The 26,917-nt window shown below is 59.6% G+C and carries 24 protein-coding genes and 2 pseudogenes; 20 read left to right on the top strand and 6 right to left on the bottom strand.

Features of this window, described 5'->3' with window-relative positions; translation table 11 throughout:
* Positions 1 to 157: 157 nt before the first annotated feature.
* From KZ772_RS05205 to KZ772_RS05185, 5 genes are all read left to right on the top strand, one after another.
* The gene (locus KZ772_RS05205) at positions 158 to 1,186 is read left to right on the top strand and encodes an NADP-dependent oxidoreductase (RefSeq protein WP_290538775.1); all 1,029 of its coding nucleotides are present in this window, start codon (positions 158 to 160) and stop codon (positions 1,184 to 1,186) included.
* Positions 1,186 to 2,634, top strand: coding sequence for a DHA2 family efflux MFS transporter permease subunit (locus KZ772_RS05200; protein ID WP_290538774.1), 1,449 nt, complete (start codon positions 1,186 to 1,188; stop codon positions 2,632 to 2,634). Before KZ772_RS05205 ends, KZ772_RS05200 begins: the two co-directional genes overlap by 1 nt.
* Complete coding sequence (locus KZ772_RS05195) at positions 2,631 to 3,551, top strand: 2-dehydropantoate 2-reductase (RefSeq protein ID WP_290538773.1); 921 nt, start codon at positions 2,631 to 2,633, stop codon at positions 3,549 to 3,551. The genes KZ772_RS05200 and KZ772_RS05195 overlap by 4 nt, the downstream gene beginning before the upstream one ends.
* Positions 3,552 to 3,862: 311 nt before the next feature.
* Positions 3,863 to 7,216 (top strand): Ig-like domain-containing protein, encoded by a 3,354-nt coding sequence (locus KZ772_RS05190; RefSeq protein WP_290538772.1) that lies wholly within the window; start codon positions 3,863 to 3,865, stop codon positions 7,214 to 7,216.
* Positions 7,217 to 7,230: 14 nt separating this feature from the next.
* Positions 7,231 to 8,085: an OmpW family outer membrane protein gene (locus KZ772_RS05185; protein ID WP_290538771.1), complete on the top strand. Its 855-nt coding sequence runs from the start codon at positions 7,231 to 7,233 to the stop codon at positions 8,083 to 8,085.
* A 107-nt stretch (positions 8,086 to 8,192) separates the two neighbouring features.
* On the opposite strand, the gene KZ772_RS05180 is transcribed toward KZ772_RS05185, so the two are convergent.
* Entirely contained in the window at positions 8,193 to 9,161 is a 969-nt protein-coding gene (locus tag KZ772_RS05180; protein ID WP_290538770.1) for an NAD(P)H-quinone oxidoreductase, read from the bottom strand.
* Positions 9,162 to 9,318: 157 nt separating this feature from the next.
* Here KZ772_RS05180 and KZ772_RS05175 point away from each other — a divergent pair, with 157 nt between their 5' ends.
* Complete coding sequence (locus KZ772_RS05175) at positions 9,319 to 10,338, top strand: MBL fold metallo-hydrolase (protein ID WP_290538769.1); 1,020 nt, start codon at positions 9,319 to 9,321, stop codon at positions 10,336 to 10,338.
* A gap of 174 nt (positions 10,339 to 10,512) precedes the next feature.
* On the opposite strand, the gene KZ772_RS05170 is transcribed toward KZ772_RS05175, so the two are convergent.
* Positions 10,513 to 11,943 carry a hypothetical protein gene (locus tag KZ772_RS05170; protein ID WP_290538768.1) on the bottom strand — a complete coding sequence of 477 codons (1,431 nt, stop codon included), beginning with the start codon at positions 11,941 to 11,943 and terminating at the stop codon, positions 10,513 to 10,515.
* 50 nt (positions 11,944 to 11,993) lie between these two features.
* Positions 11,994 to 13,151 (bottom strand): acyl-CoA dehydrogenase family protein, encoded by a 1,158-nt coding sequence (locus tag KZ772_RS05165; protein ID WP_290538767.1) that lies wholly within the window; start codon positions 13,149 to 13,151, stop codon positions 11,994 to 11,996.
* Positions 13,152 to 13,478: 327 nt separating this feature from the next.
* Here KZ772_RS05165 and KZ772_RS05160 point away from each other — a divergent pair, with 327 nt between their 5' ends.
* From KZ772_RS05160 to KZ772_RS05115, 10 genes and pseudogenes are all read left to right on the top strand, one after another.
* Positions 13,479 to 14,681 carry a 3-oxoadipyl-CoA thiolase gene (locus KZ772_RS05160; protein ID WP_290538766.1) on the top strand — a complete coding sequence of 401 codons (1,203 nt, stop codon included), beginning with the start codon at positions 13,479 to 13,481 and terminating at the stop codon, positions 14,679 to 14,681.
* A 46-nt stretch (positions 14,682 to 14,727) separates the two neighbouring features.
* On the top strand, positions 14,728 to 15,894 hold the full coding sequence (locus KZ772_RS05155) for an acyl-CoA dehydrogenase (RefSeq protein WP_290538765.1): 1,167 nt from the start codon (positions 14,728 to 14,730) through the stop codon (positions 15,892 to 15,894).
* Between the two features lie 117 nt (positions 15,895 to 16,011).
* A complete protein-coding gene (locus KZ772_RS05150) occupies positions 16,012 to 16,467 on the top strand; it encodes a MarR family transcriptional regulator (protein WP_290538763.1) in 456 nt (151 codons plus the stop codon).
* A gap of 127 nt (positions 16,468 to 16,594) precedes the next feature.
* A pseudogene (locus KZ772_RS05145) lies at positions 16,595 to 17,022 on the top strand (organic hydroperoxide resistance protein).
* A gap of 131 nt (positions 17,023 to 17,153) precedes the next feature.
* Positions 17,154 to 17,603, top strand: a pseudogene (locus KZ772_RS18580) (YbaY family lipoprotein); the annotation flags it as partial.
* A 634-nt stretch (positions 17,604 to 18,237) separates the two neighbouring features.
* Positions 18,238 to 18,693, top strand: a complete 456-nt coding sequence (locus tag KZ772_RS05135) for a MarR family transcriptional regulator (RefSeq protein ID WP_290538763.1) — start codon at positions 18,238 to 18,240, stop codon at positions 18,691 to 18,693.
* A gap of 127 nt (positions 18,694 to 18,820) precedes the next feature.
* Positions 18,821 to 19,249, top strand: coding sequence for an organic hydroperoxide resistance protein (locus KZ772_RS05130; protein ID WP_290538762.1), 429 nt, complete (start codon positions 18,821 to 18,823; stop codon positions 19,247 to 19,249).
* Positions 19,250 to 19,386: 137 nt separating this feature from the next.
* A complete protein-coding gene (locus KZ772_RS05125) occupies positions 19,387 to 20,229 on the top strand; it encodes a YbaY family lipoprotein (protein ID WP_290538761.1) in 843 nt (280 codons plus the stop codon).
* Positions 20,230 to 20,304: 75 nt separating this feature from the next.
* Complete coding sequence (locus KZ772_RS18575) at positions 20,305 to 20,652, top strand: DUF3302 domain-containing protein (RefSeq protein WP_365870861.1); 348 nt, start codon at positions 20,305 to 20,307, stop codon at positions 20,650 to 20,652.
* A complete protein-coding gene (locus KZ772_RS05115; protein WP_290538760.1) occupies positions 20,652 to 21,779 on the top strand; it encodes an HlyD family secretion protein in 1,128 nt (375 codons plus the stop codon). The genes KZ772_RS18575 and KZ772_RS05115 overlap by 1 nt, the downstream gene beginning before the upstream one ends.
* On the opposite strand, the gene KZ772_RS05110 is transcribed toward KZ772_RS05115, so the two are convergent.
* Entirely contained in the window at positions 21,773 to 22,018 is a 246-nt protein-coding gene (locus KZ772_RS05110) for a hypothetical protein (protein WP_290538759.1), read from the bottom strand. The two genes, KZ772_RS05115 and KZ772_RS05110, sit on opposite strands and share 7 nt — an antisense overlap.
* A 122-nt stretch (positions 22,019 to 22,140) precedes the next feature.
* Here KZ772_RS05110 and KZ772_RS05105 point away from each other — a divergent pair, with 122 nt between their 5' ends.
* The 3 genes from KZ772_RS05105 to KZ772_RS05095 all read left to right on the top strand — a co-directional run bounded on the left by KZ772_RS05105 (position 22,141) and on the right by KZ772_RS05095 (position 24,202).
* Positions 22,141 to 22,692, top strand: coding sequence for a YigZ family protein (locus KZ772_RS05105; RefSeq protein ID WP_290538758.1), 552 nt, complete (start codon positions 22,141 to 22,143; stop codon positions 22,690 to 22,692).
* Between the two features lie 176 nt (positions 22,693 to 22,868).
* Entirely contained in the window at positions 22,869 to 23,276 is a 408-nt protein-coding gene (locus KZ772_RS05100; protein ID WP_290538757.1) for a DUF1330 domain-containing protein, read from the top strand.
* Positions 23,277 to 23,470: 194 nt separating this feature from the next.
* Positions 23,471 to 24,202 carry a dienelactone hydrolase family protein gene (locus KZ772_RS05095; protein WP_290538756.1) on the top strand — a complete coding sequence of 244 codons (732 nt, stop codon included), beginning with the start codon at positions 23,471 to 23,473 and terminating at the stop codon, positions 24,200 to 24,202.
* 113 nt (positions 24,203 to 24,315) lie between these two features.
* On the opposite strand, the gene KZ772_RS05090 is transcribed toward KZ772_RS05095, so the two are convergent.
* On the bottom strand, positions 24,316 to 24,735 hold the full coding sequence (locus KZ772_RS05090) for a DUF3617 domain-containing protein (RefSeq protein ID WP_290538755.1): 420 nt from the start codon (positions 24,733 to 24,735) through the stop codon (positions 24,316 to 24,318).
* Positions 24,736 to 24,806: 71 nt separating this feature from the next.
* Positions 24,807 to 25,445 (bottom strand): endonuclease III, encoded by a 639-nt coding sequence (gene nth / locus KZ772_RS05085; RefSeq protein WP_290538754.1) that lies wholly within the window; start codon positions 25,443 to 25,445, stop codon positions 24,807 to 24,809.
* Between the two features lie 73 nt (positions 25,446 to 25,518).
* On the opposite strand from nth, the gene gltS reads away from it, so the two are divergent.
* On the top strand, positions 25,519 to 26,703 hold the full coding sequence (gene gltS / locus KZ772_RS05080; protein ID WP_290538753.1) for a sodium/glutamate symporter: 1,185 nt from the start codon (positions 25,519 to 25,521) through the stop codon (positions 26,701 to 26,703).
* Positions 26,704 to 26,917: the final 214 nt, after the last annotated feature.

Here is a 26,917-nt window from a genome sequence, read left to right as displayed (position 1 = left end):
ACATCAGTCCCGCGCTCAACCTGGTATCGCGGGCAAGGCCTTTGAGATTGGTGGTACATTGATCGCGCCTTGCAACTTGTCACTTGAAACTTGCTCCTGCTTTCCATCTCGCCGCCAGCGACGCTCCTACAGCGGGCATTGAATACGGGAGAGCACCATGACGATCAATCGCCAGATTATTCTGTCCGAGTACCCCAAGGGCATGCCTCAGGCCGAGCACCTGCCCATGCGCGAAGGGGAGATGCCGTCTCCGAAAGACGGGCAGGTTCTGATTCGCACCATTTACCTGTCCCTGGACCCCTATATGCGTGGCCGCATGAGTCCGGCCAAGTCCTATGCCGCCAGTGTGGAGCTCGGTGATGTGATGCAGGGCGCCACCGTGGGCCAGGTGGTGGAATCGCGCCTGGAGGGTTATGAAGCCGGCGATTACGTGCTCGGTTTTGGTGGCTGGCAGGAATACTCCGTGCAGGGCAAGGAGATGCTGCGCAAGCTGGACCCGAAACAGGCGCCCATCAGCACTGCTGTGGGTGTGCTGGGCATGCCGGGCTTTACCGCCTACGCCGGGCTGCTGGAAATCGGCCAGCCGAAAGAAGGCGAGACGGTGGTCGTTTCTGCCGCCAGCGGCGCGGTGGGTCAGGTGGTCGGTCAGATCGCCAAGCTCAAGGGCTGCCGTGTGGTGGGCGTGGCCGGAGCCCCGGACAAATGCCAGCATGTGATCGACGCTTATGGCTTTGATGCCTGTGTGAACTACAAGGACGACGACTTTGAAGCCCAGCTCAAGGCGGCATGCCCCGATGGCATCGATATCTATTTCGAAAACGTGGGCGGCAAGGTGTTCGATGCGGTGATGAAGCTGGTCAACGATTTCGCCCGCATTCCTCTGTGTGGTCGCATCGCCCACTATAACGATACCGAAGCGCCCCAGGGGCCAGACCAGTTGCCGGCGTTTCTGACCAAGCTGCTGGTCAAGCGGGTACTGATCAAGGGCTTTATCCAGTTCGATTACGCCCACCTGATGAAGGACTTCGTCCGTGACATGGGCAGCTGGATGCAGGCCGGAAAAATCCAGTACCAGGAAGATGTGGTGGAAGGACTGGAAAATACCGTGGACGCCTTTCAGGGTCTGCTGCAAGGGCGTAATCGGGGCAAGCTGTTGGTGCGGGTTAGCGAAGACACCTCCCGGTAATGGCGGCAGTGGAAGCGCAGGTCCTGGCGCTTTTCGCTCTCCATGGGCCGCGCTACCGCTGGCTGGCCACGATAACGGTGATGCTCGGCACCATGTCCGTGGTGCTGGCGTCCACCATTATCAATGTGGCCATTCCCACCATCATGGTGGAGTTTCAGCTGGCGCAGGACCAGGTGCACTGGCTGGCCACCGGTTTTCTCGCGGCCATGACCGTGGGCATGCTGCTCAACGCCTGGTGTGCCCAGCGGTTCGGTGCCCGTGGTGCCTACCTGTTGGCCATGGGGCTGTTTATTGCGGTGTCCCTGGTGGGTGCTGTCAGTGATCAGTTTCCCTTGCTGGTGGCCGCGAGGGTGGGGCAGGGCCTGCTTGCCGGGCTGATCCAGCCCTTGGCCATGATCACTATCTTCCAGGTATTTCCGTATAACCGGCGCGGCCAGGCCATGGGCATCTATGGGCTGGGCGTGGTGCTGGGTCCGGCGATTGCGCCGGCCATCGGTGGGGTGCTGGTGGATACCCTGTCCTGGCGGGCGGTGTTCCTGGTGGTGTTGCCGGCCTGCGTGGTGGGCATGGCCATGGCCTGGCGGTACCTGCCGGGCAAGGACCGGGAGGCACCTCCGCTTCGTCTGGATACCGGCGGCGTGCTGCTGCTGGCCGTGGGCATGACGGCGGTGCTGTGGGGGCTGGCCAACGGCCATCGCCGTGGCTGGGTCGATCCCCTGCTGTTGGCGGCCTTGCCGGGTGGGCTTATTACCATGGTGTTGTTTGTGCTCTGGCAACGCCATACCCGGCAGCCGCTCATGGATCTGCGCGTGTTCCGTTATCCGGGTTTCACCGGCAGTTTTCTCATGTCCATGGTGATCGGTGCCGGGGTGTTTGCATCCACCTATGTGACGCCGCTGTATTTCCAGCAGGTGCTGGGTGAGAGTGCGGCCAGCGCCGGCCTGATGCTGATGCCGGCTGGGTTGGCCATGGCCTTCACCTTTCCGGTGGCCGGGCATCTGACAGACCGGTTTTCTGAAACCCGCATCATGCTGGCCGGGCTGCTGTTATTCGCCCTCAACATGGTGCTGATGGCCGGTGCCAGCCTGACCACCTCGGCGGTGTGGCTGGTATGGTGGACCCTGCTGGGCAGGGTAGGGTTGGGCCTGATGATGCCACCATCGTCCACCGGCGCACTGGGGTTATTACCGCCGTGGCTGATTCCCCAGGGCTCTGGCATTTTTAATTTTGCCCGCCAGATAGGTGGCGCCCTGGGCGTGAACCTGTGCGCCCTTTGCATACAATTCTTCAGTGACCGTTACGGCCAGACTGATCCTGCCGCGACTCTGGCACAGGCCTTCGAGTTTGGTTTTGACCGGGCTTTCTGGTTGTTGTTGATCGTTTTCCTGCTGGCGCTGTGGCCGTTGCATGCCATGCGGCAGGGATTATTGAAAGAGAGATGTTTATGACGGATAAACCCCGCATCCTGATCGTCGGTGCCGGCGCCATCGGCAGCTTCTACGGTGCCATTCTCAAACGCGCAGGCTGTGAAGTGAGTGTGGTACTGCGCTCGGATTATGACGCAGTAAAAGAGAGCGGATTTCGCTTTACCAGCCCGTTGGGCGAGCTGTCCTGGCAGCCGGATCGGGTGTATCGCCCCGATGACACACCGGATGCGTTTCCCGACTATGTGCTGCTGTGCGTCAAGGTGTTGCCGGGCGTGGACCGGGCCGCGCTAGTACGGCCCTGGATGGGCGAGCACACCGGCCTGGTGCTGATCGAGAATGGCCTGGATATCGAACGGGAGCTGGCCGATGCCTATCCACACCATCCGCTGGTGAGCTGCCTGGCATTTATCGCTGTCAGCCGCACCGGCCCCGGTGAGGTCCATCATCAGGCCTATGGCCAACTGGTAATGGGCAACTTTCCCGCTGGTTTTGATGATCACTGTCACCGGTTAAGCGGCCTGTTCAGGGAAGGGGGCATTGACGTCAACGATAGCGAGGCAGTGGTGGGGGAGCGCTGGCGCAAGTGTGTCTGGAATGCACCGTTCAATCCCCTCAGTGTGCTGTGCAATGGCGCCGATACCCTGTCGATTCTTGATGCCCCCGGTGGTGAAGACCTGATCCGCACCATGATGGAAGAGGTAATGGCGGTGGCTGCTGCCGATGGTTATCCGCTGCCGGCAGATCTGGTGGAAAAGAATCTGGCGGGCACTCGCAAGATGGGTGCCTACAAGAATTCCATGGCACTGGATTACCTGAACGACCGGCCCATTGAACTGGATGCCATCCTGGGGAATCTGGTGGCCATTGCCGGGCGACACCAGGTGCCGGTGCCGCATCTGACGACTGTGCTCACCGCGTTGCGTATTCGCTACCCGTGAGCGTTGTTTGTCCGCAGCTTGATAAAAAACGTCATGTTGCGGTTTTTCTTGTCAACGAATGATTACGAACAAAGTTTGAGTACAGGAATGGTGACCAGAAAGCCGGTTTTCTAAAGCCGTTGAATTGCTTGAGAATTTGCTGCGTGAAGTATACGTGAAGGCAAAAAGTGTCTATTTATCAGGTAGATAAAACGCACCATTATGTGGATTGTTGCTTACAAACGATAACTTGTCCCGTCCTCCCGCCACTGAATCCTGTCCCCGGAATCAATAGAAAAATCTGCCTCCAAAAACAAGAAACGGGTGAAAGGATGCGCACAATATCGCTACAGCGCCTGGCTGTTTTATGTCTGCTTTATCCCCTGCTGAATGCCTGTGAAGACGACCCGGATGTGTTTGTTCCACCGGAGCCCGGCGACGCTTTGATTTATGCATACCCTTCGGATGGCATGGTGGATCTGCCACTCGGCAGCAAGTTGTTGCTGACTTTTTCCAGCGCCATTGATGAGGCTGCTGCCAAGGCGGAGTGTCAGCCTGACGGTGAGAATTTCGCGGGCGCACTGTGTCTGGCGGACAGTGAGGGAAACCTGGTGGATCTGGCCAGTGTCCAGGTCTCGAACCGCAAACATACCCTGACCTTTCCCATGTCTGGTTTGCGCGCCGGTGAGGAGTATCGGTTATGGGTGTCCCCGCAGATCGCCTCCGGCATCGTCAACCTGGATGATCAGGACGGCCCGCTGATTACCTTTCGTACCCGCCAGTACAACCCGCTGCCCGATCAGGTGCCCGAGGTGCTGGCCATCAACCAGGAAAACCCCGGGGCGTACCTGCCCGAGCCTGTGGCAGACGAACGTTTTCCGTTCATGGATTTCTCACCGGTGCGCATCACCTTCACCGAGCCCCTGGTGGAGACCACCGTACGCTACGGGGACACGGTCAAACTGGAGCATCAGGCGTCCGGTGAACTGGTGGATGTGAGGATTCTCAATGAGCGTCACTACATCACTCTGGACCCAAAGGACGACCTGATTGGCGGCGATACCTACACACTCACCCTGCAGGGTCTGGAAGATTTCGATGAAGACGTTCTTGAGACGGTGACCTATGAGCTGACGCCCAAGCTGTCCAAGGACGACGTGGTTGATCTTAATCCGCCCATCAAACAGCTGATGAAAGCCCAGCCGGCCCAGGGGGATCCAGGCTACCCGCAAGCCTCACGGTTGCACGGGTTGCCGCTTAACCAGTTCAATCTGGTTACCGAGGCACTGGGTATGACCCAGGTGAATGCCATGCCGCTGGTACTGGAAGGCTGGATGGGTCGGCCGGACGTGCATGTGGAAGCGGTGCCAGTGGTCGCGCGAGCCGGCCAGCAGTTACGCATTACCGGTATTGATCCGATCAAGCTCGGTGGTGAGGTGCGCACCCCCATGTTCACTGGCGATCTCATCGGCACCTTTGTGACCGACGTGACGGGTTATCTGGTCACCAATCCCTATCGCCCCAAGGGGTTCCAGCCGGATGATGATTACGCCCCCATGTTTGTGTACATGAATTTTGATCTTGCCATGCATGCGGTAGAGCCGCGGGGTAATGCGTCAGTGAACCAGAACCTGATGCATATCCAGGCGGTTGGCGTGGTGGATGTGAAGGATGGCGCGCTGACCTTCGAGGTATTCCGAACCCTGGAACTGGATATCCTCAGTGGTGCCGCCAAAGTCAGCGCGGACTTTGCGCTTGGCGTGCGTGCGGATGTGGACTTCGAGTTCGAGCAGTTTAATCGCGATCCTCTCCAGGCAACCGGATCGTTCCCGGAACATAATCAGCCCCAGGTGGAGCCGAGCAACAATATCGTTGTGGTGTTCAACGAGCCGGTGCACGACGAAGGAATGGAGCAGGTGAAACTGTTCCGTCAGGACAGCAGCGAGCCGGTGCCGGTGCAGGTTCGTAGCAGTGGGTCCAATCTGGTGATTACGCCGCTCAATGAGCTGGCAGCAGGGCAGCGTTATTACCTGGATCTGGGTGATGGGCTGAAAGACCAGGATCTGTTCGATCCTTCGCACCTGCAGTTCGTGCCCGGGGATGCCACCGATGGCACGGGCCAGATTGTTTTCGATACCGCCAGCTATGCGGCTGACAATGGTGCACCGATACTGCCACCGGTGGTGCTGGGGGCTTACCCCGGTATTGGTTGTGCCTTGGAAGATCGTGGCGTCGAACGCCAGGATGCCGGTGGCAATACCGTGAAAATGGCCGGTCGCTGTGTGGGGGGGCTGGCGTCGGATTCACTCTATTACCCCTTTTCCTATGACGTCAGTCGCCCCATCGAGATCAGTTTCAATATGCCCATGGAAATGGCCTCCATGACGTTCGGCACCATTGCCGCCGATGGTCAATCCTGTGAAGGCGGGGCCATGTGTCTGGGGGAACAGGTGAATGGCCAGTGGCAGAGCATCCCCATGTCGGCACGACGCAACAGTCTGCGTCTGCGGGCTCTGCCGGCACCGGATACCATCATCCCCGGCAATGCGTACCGGTTGGTGATCAACGGCGGCGACAGCGGCGAAGCGGTGTTCCGCAGTCACGATCGTTTCGGCAACCTGGGCATCAACACGGATCCACTCAACGGCATGGGCACCTGTGGCCCGCTTTCCAACCAGCCCTGTGTTGGAGGGCCGCCGATTCTGCTCGATTTCACCGCCACACCGGATGAAGGGGCTGCCTATGCCACTGTCCTGACCCGGGAGTACACCGACGTCAATGGCAATGGCAACTGGGATAGCGATGAAGTGGAAGCGGTCAACAACCATGCCCGTGGCCACGTGAAAAGCACAGGTGGGCTGATCGGGGGCGCCAATCTGGATGAGGGTGATCAGATTTTTACCAGTGCAGCATTGCCCATGGCGTTCTTGCCCAAGGAGCCACTGGATCTCAGTTATATCGGTTTGGTGGATGAGGGAAATGGCCGCTGGTGCGCGACACAGGAAGATGCCAATGGTGACATCTACTGCATCCAGACTGTTGGGGAGTCGGCCATTCCGGTGGAGATCAATGCCCAGCATGTGATGGGCACATCACTGACCGCCAACGCCACTCTGGCCATTCCCATACTGGGCGACCTGATTCCGCTGCCGCTGGAAACCGGTGCCCTGGTCCTGCGCTTTCGTCCCTATGATGACAAGCCCCCACAGCCCCTGCGCGGGTTTGTGGTCAACCAGATAGACCCGGACAGCGGGGAGGAAATTGCCGATCCGATCTTTATCACTCGCCTGGATGCCTGGCTGGACGCGCCGGACCTGCGCCTGCTCTCCGCATTGATCCCTGGTGGGCAAGCCATTCCCAATGTGGCGGATGCCAACGTGAGAAGCCTGCCGGTGTCGGCCTACCTGACAGGGCCGGTGAAATTCCTGCGCAACGGGCAGATCACCCTTGAGTCGCGCAATGCGTCCGCCATTGCATCAACGCTGAACCTGTCGGTGGATCTCGGCGCCCTGATTCCGGTGCTGGGAGATCTTCTTGATCTGATCCTCAGCGGCATTCTCCCCGAAGAAGGCGTGGGCTCACTGGAGCTGGGCATTGCCAGGGACGACTTCCGCATCCGTGTGGTCAACAACCCCACCCACGCCCGCCTCACCACGGCCGGTCAGGAAAATGCGGGGGCGCGTTGATAATGAGAAGAACAATGGATGTTAAAAAACGGTTTCTCCTGGTTGTCGTGCTGGGGTTTCTTTCTGCCCATGTTGCCAGTCAGGACATGTACGGCCCGGATTACCCCGGGGTGACATTCACCCAGAAGATTTTTGGCGAAGACCGGCTCTACTTTCGCTTCGGAGCCATCCATATGTCCCCGGACATAAAGACCCGGTCGATCACCCTCAGCAACCTGTCAGAGATTGCTGAAGTGGCGGTAGAGCCTGGTGAGCAGGAAGGTGAGGCGTTCAGTGATCCGCTCACCATTCCGGCCGCTATCATTGGTTACAAGCTACGCTGGGGGGATGGCGGCTGGTCCATCGAAACCATGGCAGCATTACCGCCCACGCTGGAGCTGAAAGCCAAAGGAAAGCTGGCGGATGAGCCTCTGGTCACCGAGGCAAATGGCATCCCCACCGGGGTGCCGGCACTGGGAGAAAAGGTGGGTGAAACCAAAGTGGCGCCCCCCATGGTGACTCTGGTAAAGCGCTTCCGCATGGACCATGACTTCCGACCTTATGTGGGGTTGGGGGCGGTTTACCTGTTTACCTATGACAGCCATGTCACCAACCCGATTCTCACTGAAGTCGGTGAGCCGGAACTGGAAATTCAGGACAAGTTCGGTTGGGTAGGTCAAATAGGGGTGGACTGGCGTCTGAGTGACTACTGGTGGCTGGCGGCGGATATGAAATACGTTAGCGTCAAGGAAGTGAAAGCCAAGGTGGACCGCACCTTTATCCGTGCCCCTGGCCTTCCGCAGTATCAGTATGCGGAAGTGGGCGATGCGGAGTTCGTGGCGGACATGAATGTGTATGCCTTCCACCTGGGTGTGGGGTTCACGTTCTGACATACTCCAATCCGGCTCCTACGAAGTGGTTGTTTTGGTCATTGAGGCCCAGTGGATAAACGTGAAATAGTATTTCAAATACTGTTTCCCGCTGGGCCTTGCTGATGTCAGTCGCCAACCACAATTACCCGCTTGCCACTGAAGTCGTTCCCGGCCATATGGTCGTGGGCGGCTTTGGCGTCGGTGAAGGGGAAGGTTTCCAGTGGCAGGGGCAGCAGGCGACCGCTGGCAAACAGGGGCGCAAGCCGGTCATTGAATACCTGCGCCATGCGGATGCGGTTTTCCAGCGGCTGGCTGCGCATGGTCATGCTCTTCAGTGTCTGGCGCTTCATCAGCAGGGCGCCAAGATTCAGTTCCGTGGTCAGCCCGCCAAGGATGCCGATATTTACCAGGGTGCCCTCGGCACGCAAGCCGCCGAGCAGGGCATTCCAGTCCGGGCCGACCATATCCAGAATGACTGCCACCCCGTGTCCGCCGGTCAGCGCATCAAGCTGGGCTTTCAGCGTGCTGTCCTCGCAGACCTGGGCCGCCAGGCCCATGTCGTTGGCCGTGTCCAGCTTGCTCAGGTCGCGGCTGCTGCCGATGGGGCGGGCGCCCAGGGTCGCGGCCAATTGCGTGGCGGCCAGGCCGACTCCTGCGGTGGCAGGGCGAATCAGACACCACTGGCCGGGCTGCAAGCCGCCTTCCAGAAACAACGCCCGGTAGGCGGTCAGAAACGCCTCGGGCAGGGTGGCAGCGCGGGCAAAGTCCATGCCGTCGGGAACGGTCAGTGCTTCCCGCTCATGGGTGACAACCTGCTCCGCATAGGCACAGCCGGGCACCAGGCCCATCACCGCATCGCCCACCTGCCGTTGCAGCACCCGCTCGCCCACGGCGCTGACCACCCCGGCGTATTCCAGCCCGGGAATCCGACTGTCGGTGCCCGGCGGTGCTGGGTAGCGCCCCAGTACCTGCAACAGATCCGCCCGGTTCACGCCGATGGCTTTCACCTGCACGCAAATTTCCTCCGGCCCCGGTTTCAGGTCCGGCAGTGTGTCCAGTTGCAGTTGCTGATCCTCAATACACCAGGCACGCATCAGTGTGCTCCTTTAAAACATGTGTCGGCACAGCGTGCCGGAAAAATAGACTCTCTTCCCGTAGGCGCATCGATGGCGGCGCGATATTCAGCGTTGTTTATCGCGCCGCCAGCGACGCTCCTACGGATAGGGCTCTGTGGTGAAGAAAAGGTTCGCTATGTCCTTACACTATCCGTTCACTGATCTGCCGCCGGTAGGCCAGCGTTTCAAGGTGGCCGACGGGGTTTACTGGCTGCGTTTTCCGCTGCCCTTTGCCCTCGACCATATCAATCTCTGGTTGCTGGAAGATAACAACGGCTGGGTGATCGTGGATACCGGGCTGGGGGTTCGCCGCAGCCGGGACATCTGGCAACAGCTGCTGGCCGAGCAACTGGACGGCAAACCGGTGAACCGCATCATCGTCACCCATTACCACCCGGACCATCTGGGCATGGCCGGCTGGCTGCAGCAACACTGCCAGGCGCCGGTGATCATGAGCCGTGGCGAGTGGCAGCTGGCCAGCCATATCTGTGACGCCAGCGACGAGCAGACCATCCAGCGCTTCAAACACTTCCTCGGCAGCCACGGGCTTCAGGGCGACAATCTGGCCAAGGTGGCGGGCAAGGGCAATGGCTTTCGTCGCGTGGTGATGCCCATGCCTGTGGATCCGCAATTTGTCGGAGCCGGTGACAACCTGACGATTGATGGCCAGCGCTGGCAGATTCATATCGGTCGCGGTCATGCCCCTGAGCACTTGTGCCTTTACCGGGAAAGCGACCGCCTGTTGATCAGTGGCGACCAGGTGCTGCCCACCATTTCCAGCAATCTGATGGTGCGCCCCACGGAGCCGGAGGCGAACCCGGTGGTAGCCTTCGTGGACAGTCTCAAGGCAATTCGTGATGCCTTGCCGGAGGACACCCTGGTGTTGCCCGCCCACGGTCTGCCGTTTCGAGGTTTGCATCAGCGGATAAATGCACTGGTGGACCACCATGACCAGCAACTGGAGCAGGTGCAGGCCGCCTGCCGTCAGCAACCCCATAACGCCCACGACATCCTGCCGGTGATGTTCAATCGGGAGCTGGATGTGCAACAGCTGATGTTTGCCATGGGCGAAAGCATTGCGCACCTCAATTGTCTGGTGGAGCAGGGCCGCGTGCAGCGGGAATATCGCAACGGCGTCTGGCACTTCGCGGCCTGATTCCGAGAGCTGCAAGTTTCAAGTTACAAGTTTCAAGGCGCGGGCGAACCAGGCATGAGCTGATAGGCCATGCCCGCGCCATTGCTTGGCTAGAAACGCGGAGGAAAGCATTTGTCAGATGGCTATGCTGTTTTCCGCGCCTTGTATCTTGCAGCTTGCAACTTGTAACTACTCTCACAACCACTGCCCCAACATCCCGATCCACAACGACAGCATCGGTACCACCAGCAAAAAGAACAGTCCGTTCCAGCGCCAGGCGATTCGGTAGGGCGAGCGGCCGATCAACTGGCTGAGTACCAGCATCGATGCAGTGAACGGCGAGGAGATCATCGACAGGCTCCAGGCGCACATCAGGCCCACGGCCAGCAGGCGTGGATCTACGCCCACCCCGTCTCCGAGCAGAGAAGCCAGCAAGGTCACCGACACGATGGGGTTGAGTCCCACTTGTGCCAGTGCCACCACCAGCAACATGGCAGCCACGGCCATGGCGGCGCCCTGCAGGTGGGTGGCCAGCAACAGCTCGTGTAGCAGTTGTTGATCAATCAATGGCGTGATCAACGCACCCAGGCAGGCGGAACCGCCGAGCACCGCAATTTCTCCCCGGTTGGCGCCAAAGATCAGTCGTGAATGTCGCCCCAGCAATGTCAGTGCCCGAGGCAGGCCAGTGCCGCCGCCCAGTCGCTGCCGTTGCAGGGCCATCCACAGCACCGCTGACAACGGGCAGGCCACCAGCACGGCGACGGGCAAACGCAGGTTGGCTGCCACCGATACCGCAAAGACGCCCAGGGTGATCGCCAGCGCCAGCAGGGTGAACTGCCACAGGGGTGTCAGGGACGGTGGTGCGGTGTGCGGCACCCGGCTGGCCAGATGGCTGGGCCGCCGTTGCCAGTCCAGCCACCAGCCCAGCAGGAAGAACAGGCCGGCGGTGGGCAACGCCACCGGCGCCAGTGTGGCCCAGGTAAGGCTGGGCATATTGGCCAGGATCACCGCCATGGTGATACCCAGTGGCGACACCAGTGGCGCCAGGGCAAAACCGCGCAGAATCGATAGCATCATGCGCCGCTCCCGCGCCGCTTGAATATCGTCATGGCCGCCGGCGGCTTTCAGGGTATTGCTGCGCAGTACCATGGCACCGAACAGGTTGAGCACACCGATATTGATGATCACCCCGAACAGGGCGGTGCCCAGAGAGAGGGTAGGGTAGCGCAGGGCAGGCTTCTGCCGGATCAGGGTATTGCCGGCCTCACGCACCAGCCGCGAGCGCATGGCGGACACCCGCAGCAGACCCAGGGACGACACAAAGGTGGCAAAGAAACAGAGCCGGTCCAGCGCCTGCAGCAGAATGGGGAAGGGCTGGGTCTCATGCCAGACAACCACGCCGGCCATGGCGATAACCACCAGCAGAATTCCCTTTGCCATCCGTGCCTGGCGGGGCCATTGCACCAGCAGGTAAAACAGCAGCGTAATGCGAGCTAGCCAGGCGCCGGTTTCCAGATCGAATACCAGAAACAACAGGGTGCCCAGCATGCACAGGGGGAGAGTGGCGTTAAGCGTGTTTCGTACCCGCCGTGGGAGCATGTCGAAGATCCCCTTGGGGGCTTGCATGGCGAATCAGCGAGCCCTTCGCCATGCAAGTATAGCTCTTACAAAGAGGGTCATGATCGTGCCGCCTGCCGCGCCAGTTCCCGGGCAATGACAATCTGCTGGATCTGGGTGGTGCCTTCGTAGATCCGGAACAGGCGCACGTCACGGTAGAAGCGCTCCACCGCGTAGTCGGCCATGTAGCCGGCACCGCCGTGAATCTGCACGGCCCGGTCGGCGACACGGCCTACCATTTCGGAACAGAATAACTTGCAGCAGGAGGCATCCAGGCTGACCTTCTCTCCCCGGTCCTTGCTGCGGGCCGCTTCCAGGACCATGGAACGTCCGGCGAACATCTCTGCCCGGGAATCCGCCAGCATGGCCTGAATCAACTGGTGCTCAATGATGGGCTTGCCGAACTGTTTGCGCTCGGCGGCAAAGTTCACCGCATCCTCGATCAGTTTTGTGGCCACGCCCACGCAGATGGCTGAGATATGCAGGCGGCCACGGTCCAGGACCTTCATGGCAGTCTTGAAACCGACCCCTTCCTTGCCACCGATGATGTTTTCGGCGGGTACCCGGCAGTTATCGAAAATGATGTCGCAGGTGTGGGCACCTTTCTGGCCCATCTTCACGTCGGCTTTGCCACGGGAAATGCCGGGGGTATCCCCTTCCACGATAAAGGCGGTAACGCCACCGCCCCCCTGGATCTCAGGATCGGTACGGGCCATCACGGTAAACAGCCCCGCATGGGGACCATTGGTGATATAGCGCTTGGTGCCATTGAGGATGTAGTGGTCGCCGTCCCGCTGGGCGCGCGTCTTCACCGCTCCGGAATCCGAGCCCACATCCGGTTCGGTCAGGCAGAAGGCGCCAATCACGTCGCCGGTGGCCAGCGCCGGCACGTATTTCTGTTTCTGTTCTTCGGTACCATCAATAAGGATGCCCTGGGCGCCGATACCATTATTGGTACCCATGAGCGAGCGGAAGGCAGGGGAGGTGCGACCCAGTTCGAAGGCCACCAGCACTTCCTCTTCCATGGTCAGCCCCAGGCCGCCGTATTGCTCGGGAATCGACAAACCGAATAGCCCCATGGCCTTCATCTCGGCCACAATGTCCTCGGGAATGGTGTCCGTCTCGGCCACCTGCTGTTCGGCAGGTACCAGCCGTTCACGGACAAAGCGGGCAATGGTATCGGTCAACTGAGTGAGGGTTTCGGCATCACGGATCATGGTCGGGTCCGGCGGTAGCGTTGGTTCTTTTAGGAGGAGTGACCGCAGGGCGAATCACTTGCATCGCACTCTGTCACGGCCTATCCTGCTCGTCAAGTTTTCAAAATAACATTCCGCACAGCGGACAAAGAAGTTGCAAGTGACAAGTTGCAAGTTGCAACGCGGACCAGGCTGGTTCCTCCCGACGACGCTTTCCCCGCGCTTAAAAGCCATGGCAGCCAAAGCTGCGTTGGAGCGCGGTGGAGATGATGGCCGAATAGCAGATGCCCATGCCGCGTTGCAACTTGTAACTTGTAACTTGCAACTCCCTAGATCGGGAGAGTGCAAATGCTGGATGCCTATATCTACGATGGCCTGCGAACCCCCTTTGGTCGCCATGGTGGCGCCCTGGCACCGGTGCGACCGGATGATCTGCTGGCCGGGGTGATCCGTGAGCTGGTGCAGCGTAACGGGTTCGAGCCGTCCCGCTATGAAGACGTGGTGATCGGTAATACCAACCAGGCCGGTGAGGATGCCCGCAATGTGGCGCGCCACGCCGGCTTGCTGGCGGGGCTGCCGGAATCCGTGGCGGGTATTACCGTTAACCGCCTGTGTGGTAGTGGCCTGGCGGCGACGCTGGATGCGGCGCGCATGGTGACGGTGGGTGAGGGCGAGCTGATTGTGTCCGGCGGTACCGAGTCCATGAGCCGGGCGCCGTTCGTGATGGCCAAGGCGGAGAAAGCCTTCAGCCGCGACATGACTATTTTCGACAGCACCATCGGTGCCCGCTTCCCCAACCCGACTATCCTCAGCCAGTTCGGCGCCGATACCATGCCGGAAACCGCCCAGAACGTGGCGGATGATCTGGGCATCGGCCGGGAGGAGGCGGATGCCTTTGCGGCCCGCTCTCAGCAGCGATACGAGGCGGCGCGGGAACGCGGTTTCTACCGGGAAGAAATCCTGCCGGTCACCGTTCCACAGGGTCGCAAGAAAGACCCGCTGATCGTGGCAGACGATGAGCATCCCCGCGCCGGCACCACCGCTGAAAAACTGGCAAAACTGCCTGCTATCGTTGAGGGTGGCATCATTACCGCAGGGAATGCATCGGGCGTGAATGACGGTGCGGCGGCTCTGATTATCGGTTCCCGTGCTGCCGGTGAGGTGGCGGGTATTGCCCCCCGTGCGCGCATTCTTGCCGGCGCCGTGGCCGGTGTGGCGCCCCGGGTCATGGGCCTGGGGCCGGTGGAGGCCTGCCGCAAGGCGCTGGCCCGGTCCGGCCTGACTCTGGACCAGATGGATGTGATCGAGATTAACGAGGCGTTCGCCGCCCAGGTTCTAGGCTGCTGCAAGCAGCTTGGTCTGGCCGGGGATGATGTGCGGCTGAATCCCAACGGCGGCGCTATTGCCGTGGGGCATCCGTTGGGGGCGTCCGGCGCCCGTCTGGCCCTTACCGCCATGCGCCAGCTGGAAGCCACGGGTGGTCGCTATGCGCTGGTGAGCCTGTGTATCGGTATCGGCCAGGGGGTGGCCATGGTGATTGAGAAGCAGTGAACAGTTAATAGTGAATAGTTAACAGCGAAAGAATTTGGGAAAAGACATGCAGAGATTCGACTGGAAAGACCCGTTATTGCTGGAAACTCAGCTTACCGAAGACGAGCGCATGATCCGTGATGCGGCCCATGATTACTGTCAGAGCAAACTGATGACCCGGGTGCTGGAAGCCAACCGGCACGAGATTTTTCACCGGGAAATCATGACCGAAATGGGCGAACTGGGTTTTCTCGGCCCCACCATTCCCGAGCAATACGGCGGCGCCGGTGTGAACCACGTGAGCTACGGCCTGGTGGCCCGGGAAGTGGAGCGGGTGGATTCCGGTTATCGCTCGGCCATGAGCGTGCAGTCGTCGCTGGTGATGTTTCCGATCTATGCCTTTGGCAGTGAAGCGGTGCGCCAGAAATACCTGCCGAAACTGGCCACCGGCGAGTGGGTCGGCTGCTTCGGCCTCACCGAGCCGGATCACGGTTCCGACCCTGGCTCCATGAGCACCCGTGCCAAAAAGGTGGACGGGGGTTATCGTCTTAACGGCGCCAAGACCTGGATCACCAATTCCCCCATTGCCGATGTGGCAGTGGTATGGGCGAACCTGGACGGCAAGATTACCGGCTTTGTGGTTGAGCGCAGTTTTGACGGTTTCACTACCCCGAAGATTGATGGCAAGTTCTCCCTGCGCGCCTCCATCACCGGGCAGATCATGCTGGATGATTGCTTCGTGCCGGAAGAAAACCGTCTGGATGTGGAAGGCCTGAAAGGCCCGTTCAGCTGCTTGAACAAGGCCCGCTACGGGATCAGCTGGGGTGCCATGGGCGCGGCGGAATTCTGCTGGCAGGCGGCGCGCCAGTACACTCTCGACCGCAAGCAGTTCGGCCGGCCCCTGGCGGCGACCCAGCTGATCCAGAAAAAGCTGGCGGACATGCAGACCGAAATTACCCTGGGCCTGCAGGGCGCGCTACAGCTGGGGCGGTTGATGGATGCCGGCAACTGGGCGCCGGAAATGGTGTCGCTGATGAAGCGTAACAACTGCGGCAAGGCTATCGACATCGCCCGCCAGGCCCGTGACATGCACGGCGGCAACGGTATCAGCGATGAATACCATGTGATCCGCCATGTGATGAACCTGGAAGCGGTAAATACCTACGAGGGCACCCACGATGTCCACGCCCTGATTCTGGGCCGTGCCCAGACCGGGATTCCGGCATTTGGCTGATTGGCCGCCGGTTTACGCAGAATGAAGCCCCGGATTTCCGGGGCTTTTTTGTGGCGCCGTCGGAGTATTTTGGTTGCCGGGCTTGCTATTAAATAGTGCGCTATTTAATATGGGCGCATGAATGATGACGCCACCACCGATGCCTCCTGGCTGAAGCTGGACCTGCAGGTCTGTTTCGCCCTGTATTCCGCGCAGCTTGCCATGAGCAAGGTGTACCGCAAGCTGTTGAAAGAGCTGGGGCTCACCTATCCCCAGTATCTGGTGATGATGGTGCTGTGGGAGCAGGATCGGCTTTCCGTGTCGGAAATCGGCGAGCGCCTGTTTCTGGATTCCGCCACCCTGACGCCCCTGCTCAAGCGCCTGGAAGGCATGGGTCTGGTGCTGCGCCAGCGCAGCCGTCCGGACGAGCGCCATGTGGAAGTGACCCTTACCGAGTCAGGCAGGGCGTTGCGCCAACAGGCGGAGAAAGTGCCGGAAGCGGTACTGTGCGCCAGCCAATGCAGTCCTGAAGAGTTGGTGCAGCTGCGCGACGAGCTGCATGGATTGCGTGCACGACTGGCAACGGCGGACTGAGACCAAATGGGAAACATCGACCTGGATCCCTGCGGGTTCCAGATCGGCAAGCAAGATCGTGCGTTTTGGTTTATTTAAATAGTGTGCGATTAAATCGTGAACATGAAATGACACCAAGGAGAACACCATGAGTCTGGAAAAAGTATTGTATGAAGCCACTGCCACAGCCACCGGCGGTCGTGATGGTCGTGCTGCCAGCGATGACGGCCAGTTGTCAGTGAAGCTCAGCACCCCGAAGGCCCTGGGTGGGCCGGGCGGCGAGGGCACCAACCCGGAACAGCTGTTCGCCGCCGGTTACTCGGCCTGTTTCCTGGGCGCCCTGAAGCTGGTGGCCGGTAAAGCCAAGGTTACCCTGCCGGAGGAAACCGCCATTACCGGTCAGGTGGGTATCGGCCCCCTGGGTGGCGGATTCGGCATTCAGGCGACCCTGAATGTGAATCTCCCGGGCTGGATCAGGAACAGGCACAGACCCTGGTAGAGAAAGCCCATCAGGTGTGCCCATACTCCAATGCCACCCGCGGCAATATTGATGTGGAGTTGGTCGTTACCGTTTAAGGTTGAACCTTGAAGAAAGGTAAAAAAGCAGCCCATTGGGCTGCTTTTTTATGGGCGGTGCTTTATTAGTAGAGCTCGGCAGGGAACCGCCGAGCGTTCAGCGAATCCTATCGTCCTGACGACCAAAAGGAATGATCATGCGACCTTCAATATTTACCCTCCGTTCTGTTCCCGTGTTGCTCGGCTCCGCCGGCATTGTTGCCCTGCTTGCGCTGGCAGGCTGTGATCAGGGCAAACCGGAATCTGATAGTGAACAACCTACGGTTGAGCAGCAGAGCGAAAAAGCCGAGCAGCAGATCCTCAGCGGTAAAGTCATGTACCGCGAACGCATGGCCATGCCCGCAGGGGCAACGCTCACGGTAAGCCTGGAGGATGTGTCGCTGGCGGACGCGCCGTCTACAGTGATTGCCGAGCAGCATATTGATGACCCGGGTCAGGTGCCGGTGCCCTTTACCCTGCGTTATGCCAAGGACGCTGTCGTCCATGATCACCCCATGGCCTATGCGGTACGCGCGGAAATCCGTGGTGCGGACGGGCAGTTGCTGTGGCTCACCACCGAACGTCATACCGTCGAGCTCGGCGAGCGGGCCAGCGGTGAAGACATCACCGTCATGTTGCAGCGGATCTCCTCCGGACAGCCTGAGGATGCACAGCCGAAAACAGGTATGGCCGGAGCGAAAGAAGCTGGCGCCACCTTCTGGGCTGTGGGTAACGAGCCCGGTTGGCACTTGGCCATTTACCCGGAAGAAAAGCTGGTGTTTGTGGGCGATTACGGCGAAACCACGGTAACCACTCCGGATCCGGGGGCTCAGACCGAAGGCTCTGAAACCATCTACCAGGCCAACACTGAAACCGCCCAGCTGAAAGTGGAAATCATCGAAACCTCTTGCGAAGATACGATGAGTGGCGAGACCTTCGAGTATCAGGTGAAGGTCACCAGCAACGAGACGCTCTACAAGGCGACCCTGAATGTGAATCTTTTCCCAGGCTGGATCAGGAACAGGCACAGACCCACAATGAAATACCTACGAGGGCACCCACGATGTCCACGCCCTGATTCTGGGCCGTGCCCAGACCGGGATTCCGGCATTTGGCTGATTGGCCGCCGGTTTACGCAGAATGAAGCCCCGGATTTCCGGGGCTTTTTTGTGGCGCCGTCGGAGTATTTTGGTTGCCGGGCTTGCTATTAAATAGTGCGCTATTTAATATGGGCGCATGAATGATGACGCCACCACCGATGCCTCCTGGCTGAAGCTGGACCTGCAGGTCTGTTTCGCCCTGTATTCCGCGCAGCTTGCCATGAGCAAGGTGTACCGCAAGCTGTTGAAAGAGCTGGGGCTCACCTATCCCCAGTATCTGGTGATGATGGTGCTGTGGGAGCAGGATCGGCTTTCCGTGTCGGAAATCGGCGAGCGCCTGTTTCTGGATTCCGCCACCCTGACGCCCCTGCTCAAGCGCCTGGAAGGCATGGGTCTGGTGCTGCGCCAGCGCAGCCGTCCGGACGAGCGCCATGTGGAAGTGACCCTTACCGAGTCAGGCAGGGCGTTGCGCCAACAGGCGGAGAAAGTGCCGGAAGCGGTACTGTGCGCCAGCCAATGCAGTCCTGAAGAGTTGGTGCAGCTGCGCGACGAGCTGCATGGATTGCGTGCACGACTGGCAACGGCGGACTGAGACCAAATGGGAAACATCGACCTGGATCCCTGCGGGTTCCAGATCGGCAAGCAAGATCGTGCGTTTTGGTTTATTTAAATAGTGTGCGATTAAATCGTGAACATGAAATGACACCAAGGAGAACACCATGAGTCTGGAAAAAGTATTGTATGAAGCCACTGCCACAGCCACCGGCGGTCGTGATGGTCGTGCTGCCAGCGATGACGGCCAGTTGTCAGTGAAGCTCAGCACCCCGAAGGCCCTGGGTGGGCCGGGCGGCGAGGGCACCAACCCGGAACAGCTGTTCGCCGCCGGTTACTCGGCCTGTTTCCTGGGCGCCCTGAAGCTGGTGGCCGGTAAAGCCAAGGTTACCCTGCCGGAGGAAACCGCCATTACCGGTCAGGTGGGTATCGGCCCCCTGGGTGGCGGATTCGGCATTCAGGCGACCCTGAATGTGAATCTCCCCGGGCTGGATCAGGAACAGGCACAGACCCTGGTAGAGAAAGCCCATCAGGTGTGCCCATACTCCAATGCCACCCGCGGCAATATTGATGTGGAGTTGGTCGTTACCGTTTAAGGTTGAACCTTGAAGAAAGGTAAAAAAGCAGCCCATTGGGCTGCTTTTTTATGGGCGGTGCTTTATTAGTAGAGCTCGGCAGGGAACCGCCGAGCGTTCAGCGAATCCTATCGTCCTGACGACCAAAAGGAATGATCATGCGACCTTCAATATTTACCCTCCGTTCTGTTCCCGTGTTGCTCGGCTCCGCCGGCATTGTTGCCCTGCTTGCGCTGGCAGGCTGTGATCAGGGCAAACCGGAATCTGATAGTGAACAACCTACGGTTGAGCAGCAGAGCGAAAAAGCCGAGCAGCAGATCCTCAGCGGTAAAGTCATGTACCGCGAACGCATGGCCATGCCCGCAGGGGCAACGCTCACGGTAAGCCTGGAGGATGTGTCGCTGGCGGACGCGCCGTCTACAGTGATTGCCGAGCAGCATATTGATGACCCGGGTCAGGTGCCGGTGCCCTTTACCCTGCGTTATGCCAAGGACGCTGTCGTCCATGATCACCCCATGGCCTATGCGGTACGCGCGGAAATCCGTGGTGCGGACGGGCAGTTGCTGTGGCTCACCACCGAACGTCATACCGTCGAGCTCGGCGAGCGGGCCAGCGGTGAAGACATCACCGTCATGTTGCAGCGGATCTCCTCCGGACAGCCTGAGGATGCACAGCCGAAAACAGGTATGGCCGGAGCGAAAGAAGCTGGCGCCACCTTCTGGGCTGTGGGTAACGAGCCCGGTTGGCACTTGGCCATTTACCCGGAAGAAAAGCTGGTGTTTGTGGGCGATTACGGCGAAACCACGGTAACCACTCCGGATCCGGGGGCTCAGACCGAAGGCTCTGAAACCATCTACCAGGCCAACACTGAAACCGCCCAGCTGAAAGTGGAAATCATCGAAACCTCTTGCGAAGATACGATGAGTGGCGAGACCTTCGAGTATCAGGTGAAGGTCACCAGCAACGAGACGCTCTACAGTGGTTGTGGACGGGACCTGTAGCCGACCGATACATGCCTGGCATGGATTGCCGGTGGTGACGGAAGCTCACTGAGACTGACAAGGGGGAAGGGCTGAATGTTGAGTTATCTGGCGTTGGGGTTACTGATATTTGTGGCGCTGGTGCTGTTTTACGGCATCATCGTTATCCACGATATCCCCTATGAAATTGCGAAGAAACGGAATCACCCTCACCAGGATGCCATCCATGTGGCCGGTTGGGTGAGCCTGTTCACTCTGCATGTGCTGTGGCCTTTCCTGTGGATCTGGGCAACGCTTTATCGTCCCGAGCGGGGCTGGGGGTTTCAGCAAATACAGGAGCAGCAACAGGTTGATGAGGCGTTGCTGGTTGCCTTGCAGGAAAAGCTGGATGCCCAGGCTGAGCGGATTGCCGCCCTGGAAGGCAAGCTGGAGGAGAAAGCCTGATGGAAATGCTTATTCTCCTCACCTATACCGCTATCTGTGTTTTTATCTTCAAACTCTTCAAGATTCCGCTGAATAAATGGTCGGTGCCCACTGCGGTACTCGGCGGTGTGGTTCTGGTGGGGGCCATGGTATTGGCCATGAACTACAACCACCCGTTCACCCGCAAGGTGCGTCAGGTCTATGTGGTGACGCCGATAGTCCCGGAGGTGCGTGCACGGGTACTGGAAGTCCCGGTGACACCGAACACTCCGGTGAAGAAGGGCGATCCACTGGTGATTCTGGATGATACCCGTTACCAGGCCAGGGTCGCCCAGCTGGAGGCACAGCTGGCTGACACCAGTCAGTTGGCAGAGGGCAACGTGGCTTCAGTGGCGGAAGCGCGAGCCAGAGTGGCGCAGGTTACGGCCAAACGTGACCAGGCAGTGCGAACCCTGCGTCGCTACGAAGGCGCCTTGTCTGCATTCAGCAAACAACAGGTCGATACCCAGCGTGAACTTGTCACTGCTGCCAATGCGGATCTGCAAGCCGCCCGAGCCGCCTTGGCCAAGGCGGAAACACAGCTCAACGGTTCCGTCGATGGTGACGACCCGGCGGTAGCCGCCATCAAGGCGCAGTTGGATGAGGCACGTTTTGATCTGGAGAACACCATCATCCGAGCGCCGGTGGATGGTTTTGTCACTCAGTTGGCGGTTCGTCCGGGCATGATGGCGGTGCCTTTGCCGCTCAAGCCGTTGGCCAATTTTGTAAACAGTGAGAAACGCCGCTATGTGGGTGCCTTCCGTCAGCAATCCCTGCTGCGTTTGCAGCCCGGCAGCGAAGCAGAGGTCACCTTTACCTCGTTACCGGGGCAGGTGTTCACCGGCAAGCTGGTGGAAGTGTTGCCAACGATTGCCGAAGCCCAGCTGTCTGCAGGTCAGCAGCTGATCGGCGGTGATGCCTTCCGGCGCATGGATAATGAAGCCTTGGCGATCATCGAACTGGAGCCCAATGAGAGTGTCGATGCGTTGCCAATGGGGGTCAGCGCCCAGGCTGCTGTCTATTCCGAGCATCTTCACCATGTGGCAATCATTCGCCGAATTCTGCTGAGGATGATGAGCTGGCAACATTACCTCTATGTGGATCACTGAGTCTCATCACGGGCGGCCATGTGCCGCCCTTTTTCATCCGGTGCCAGCAGGTGATAGATAAATCGCCCGGCGCCCAGCCATAGCAGGGCACAAAGCCCAGAGAAGAAAACACTGCCATCCTGATACAGGGCCCACAGCAGCGGTGCGAAAATCACACCGCTGACGGGTAGGGCAACACCGATGGCCAGCCGCTTGCGGCGGCGCAGGCTGTCATCGTCTCGGCTGAGGGGGTCGGTCATGGCAAGTCGCGTATTCGGATAAAGGCGACAATTACCTTACCATAGCCGCTTCCCGCCAGTGATACCCGGAGTGTGCCATCAAAGGTTATCCCGTCCCCGCCAGTCCCGTTGACCGGGAGCTGTTGATCAACAAAAGCCGTTTCATTACTTGGCTGCGCCCGGTAACCAGCCGCGAACAGGCCATGGCGGTGATCGATGAGGCCAAATCCCTTTATCCGGATGCCAGCCATCATTGCTACGCCTACCTGCTCGGTAACCCGGCGTCTGCCCAGGCCGCCATGAATGACGATGGCGAACCCTCCGGCACCGCCGGCAAACCCATTTTCAATGTGATCCAGCACAAGGGCATGAGTGATGTACTGGTGGTGGTGATCCGTTATTTTGGTGGTGTAAAACTGGGGGCGGGCGGTCTGGTCCGTGCCTACGCGGCAGCGGCAGAAGCGGTGCTGGCGGAAGTGGAACGGGTGGAAAGTGTTCCCCAGGTCACCTGCCGGCTGGAGATGGACTTTCCCCTGGAGCAGCGCCTTCGTCACTGGGCGGACCAGAATGAATCCGAGGTGCTGGACGTGAATTACAGCCAATCGGTGGCGATGACACTGCGCTGTCCGACGCAGAGTCTGGAGGGCCTGGAAAGCCTGTGTGCGGCGGAACAGATTACCCTGGCAACACTGTGACCGCTTTGGCGTGCAGGGTGTCGTGATTGGCCCTGTCTTTCTTACGGATCCAGGGGCAAGGTGATGACTGAACCTTGCAAGGCGTTAACCGGAAACCTGCTGTTGGAGCCTTGCTCGCAAGGCGAAGCTTGAAAGATGGCTCGACCTCGCTGATAAAAAAACCAAACGGAGTCACCATGTCAGAGAAACCGGTTGTTGATCCCAACCCGCAACGCTTGCCCGAGATTATGGCATCCCTGCCGGACGATACCCCCATCGTCATGCTCAACCTGCTGCGCTTTAACGACATTGCACGCTACAAGGATGGCGAAGCGGATTACAGCGGTCGCGAGGCGTACCAGAAATACTCCGACGTGGCTTTCGGCAAGGTGCGTGGGGTAGGCGGTGAGTTGGTCTGGAAGGGCAAGGCCCTGGCGGGCGTGATTGCCCCGGAAGGAGAGAAATGGGACGACGTGTTGCTGGTCCGCTACCCCTCCAAACAGGCATTCGCCTCCATGCTGGCCGACCCGGAATACCGGGACGCCACCAAACACCGCACCGCCGCCCTGCAGGAAGCGCGGCTGGTGGCCATGCAGGAAGGGTGAGAGGCAGTTAATAGTGAATAGTTAACAGTTAACAGTTAACAGTTAACAGTTAACAGTTAACAGTTAACAGCGAAGCCAGTCGCAGCGTCAGACGTGGGAGCTATCTTGAATGCGTCGTTTGGCCTGAGGAGAGTGGTGATTGGGAGCATAATTCGCTATTACTTGTTCACTGTTAACTGTTCACTGGGTTTCTCATGTCCAACCAACCTGTAGGCATTCCCATTCCCGGCGGTCACACCATGCGTGCCCGTTGGCTGCGCCCCAAGACGGCCAATCCTCACAAGGCGGCGGTGATCGCTATTCATGACATCTTTGGCTATACCGAGGACATCGAGCGCATTGCCCAGCGGCTGTCGGATAACGGTTATCCGGTGCTGGTACCGGATCTCTATGATCTGCCTGGCAGTAAGGCCCTGTGTGTGGTGAAAACCCTGAAGGCCCATGAAACCGGCAAGGGCCAGACCTTCGAGCAGCTGGAAGCCTGCCGGGAATGGTTGCTCAATCAGGGCGAAGAGGCGGTGACCCAGGTGGGTGTCATGGGCTTCTGCATGGGCGGCCGCTTTGCGGTGCTCTACGCCAGCCAGGCACCGGTGCAGGTGGTAGCTCCTTTCTATGGTGGGATCCCGAAAAACGTCAAAGAAGTGACCGGTATCTGTCCGGCGGTGGGGGGCTGGGGTCGCACGGACATGATCTACGGTGATCATGGTGATCGTCTGGCAAAACACATGGAGGCGCTGGGCGTGCCCCACGATATCAAGACCTACGAGGGGGTGGGCCATTCCTTTATGAACGACCACCAAACCTTCACATTCAAGAAACTGGGGCCGCTACCGCCATTGCGCTCAAAATTCGATGCGGGCGCGGCAGAAGACAGTTGGCAGCGCGTGCTGGCCTTTTTCGAAAAGGTGTTTGCCGGAAAGATCTGAAGCGCCTCGCTGCCCGTTGGTAGGTGCGTTGGAGCCATGCTCGCATGGCTCCAACGGGTAGGTGGTAGGTGATGATGTTGTTGGCGCCTTGCTCACAAGGCGAACCCCTGGTCCTACTCAGGGCAATCCGAACTGGCCCATTTTCCTTCACTCTTCGACACCATCTTGTTGCCCGGCATGGTCATGTGGATGGTGCTGGTGTAATGGGTATCGTTGTGCAGGGTTACCGAGCCTTTCATGGTGCTCTGCATGCCGTTCTGGTCACAACGGGCTTCCCAGGTCAGGTTGTCACCGCTGCGATCCACCTTACCCAGATCACATTCATCCGCGTTCCAGCTCTCCTGCAGGGCGCTGACCACGTCTTCGGCCTGGTCAGGTGTGAGGCACTCCTGCTGGGTATGCGCACGCATCTGAGGCGGCAGGTTGTCGCCTTCCATGGTGGTATTGATCTGCCACAGGCCGGGTTTCAGATCGCTGGCCATAACCGGCGCGCACAGGCCCAGCAGCGTTGCCAGCAGGAGGGTGTGTTTCATGTCGCGTCCCTTCGTCAATTCAACCGTGATATCCCAGAGTAGCAATGGGCGGCGGGGGGCTCAATTGCCGCCTATGCAGGCCGCTGGCTCGCTGGGAACTCGCACAGATCAGCGATCAGGCACTCGCCACACTTGGGCTTGCGGGCGGTGCACACATAGCGACCGTGCAGGATCAACCAGTGGTGGGTATCGCGCAGGAATTCCTCCGGCACCAGCCGCACTAAACGCTTTTCCACTTCCAGCACATTCTTGCCCGGGGCGATGCGGGTGCGGTTGGAGACCCGGAAGATGTGGGTGTCCACCGCCATGGTGGGCAGACCAAAGGCGGTATTGAGCACCACATTGGCCGTCTTGCGACCAACGCCGGGCAGCGCTTCCAGCTCCTCGCGGGTCCGTGGCACCTGGCTGTCGTGCTGCTCGACGAGGATTTTACACAGCTGAATGATGTTTTCGGCCTTGGAATTAAACAGGCCGATGGTCTTGATGTACTCTTTAAGCCCGTCGACCCCCAGGGCGAAGATCGTCTCCGGTGTATTGGCCACCGGGTAGAGCCTGGCGGTGGCCTTGTTCACGCCCACGTCCGTGGCCTGGGCAGACAGCACCACGGCCACCAGCAACTCGAAATCGCTGCTGTATTCCAGCTCGGTGGTGGGGTGGGGGTTCTGGTCCCGCAGACGGGTAAAGATTTCAGTTCGTTTCTCGCGATTCATAACAGCTTCCAGTTGTCGCGGGCAGTATAGCGGATCAATTGGCGGCTCCCCAGCCGCGAACAAGGAGAAAGGGATGCAGTTTTCCGCCATGGAAACCCTGATGGTCGCATTGCTGGTGCTGGGCGCCGGTCAGTGGATAGTGCACAAGGTCGAGCTGCTGTCTCGGTTGAATATGCCCGAGCCGGTGGTGGGTGGTTTGCTGGCCACCATTGTGGTGACGGCCATGCAGCTTTCCGGTATCAGCCTGACCTTTGATGAGAGTATCAAGACGCCGGCCATGTTGTTTTTCTTTGGTGCCGTGGGGCTGGCCGCGGACTTTCGTCTGTTGCGCCGGGGCGGCTGGGCCATGCTGCTGTTCGCGGTGCTGGTGATCGTGCTGGTGGCCCTGCAGGATCTGGTCGGCGTGATGATGGCCAAGCTGATGGGGCTGGATGCCTGGTATGGCCTGATTGGCGGCTCGGTGACCATGACCGGTGGCCACGGTACCGGTGCCGCCTGGGCGGGCGTTTTCGAGCGGGATTTCGGCCTTACCGGTGTCAGTGAGCTGGCGGCGGCTTCCGCCACCTTCGGGCTCATATTCGGGGCGCTGCTGGGCGGGCCACTGGCCATGTTCCTGATTCGCCGCTACCGGCTTGCCGCACCGGCCCACGGCGCGGCGGTGGAGGATGTGGATCACGACGAAGCGGAAACGCCGCGGCCCATCTCTGCCGCCAGCGTGATCCGCATCATGATGTTGCTGTCGGTGGGCGTGGTGGTCGGCACCGTGGCGGCAGAAGAATTTGCTTCCGTGTTCCGGTTACCCACCTTTGTGTGGGTGCTGTTTGTCTGCATCGTACTCGGCAATACGGCCCGGCGCCTGTGGCAGGTCAACGATGCCACCATCGACGTGGTGGGCAACACGGCGCTGGGGATTTTCCTGGCGATCACGCTGATGAGCCTGCAGTTGTTACAGCTGGTGGACCTGGCCCTGCCCATGCTTGCCATGCTGGTGGTGCAGGTGGGGCTGGCGCTGGCGTTCATTACCCTGGTGACCTTCCGGATGATGGGGCGCAACTATGATTCGGCAGTGCTCTGTGCCGGTCACTGCGGCTTTGCCATGGGCGCTACGCCTACGGCAGTGGCTAACATCCAGGCGGTCACCCAGCACCATGGGCCGTCCCCGCTGGCATTCATCATTGTGCCGGTAGTAGGGGGCTTTATCGTGGATATTGCCAACGCGACGATCATCCAGACGTTCGTGTCGGTGCTGTCGGGTTGACCGCAAAGGCACCAAAAAAGCTCATGGCGCATTTGCGGGAATTCAGGCAGGTCGGACGTCTGACGTCAAAAACCGAAACCAGTCTGCTTTCAAGCGCTTCCCGGGGAGGTCGTGGGTGTCACGAGGCCAGGATAGCTGCTTCAAGGCCAGCAGGTTTTGTGGTTATAGCGTCAGACCTCTGACGTCCGACCTCAGACCCGGTATCACTTTCCCT

Source organism: Alcanivorax sp., assembly GCF_019431375.1.
In the GTDB taxonomy this organism is placed as follows: domain Bacteria; phylum Pseudomonadota; class Gammaproteobacteria; order Pseudomonadales; family Alcanivoracaceae; genus Alcanivorax; species Alcanivorax jadensis_A.
The sequence above is the reverse complement of the archived record's forward strand: the minus strand, read 5'-3'. Positions and strand labels throughout refer to the sequence as shown.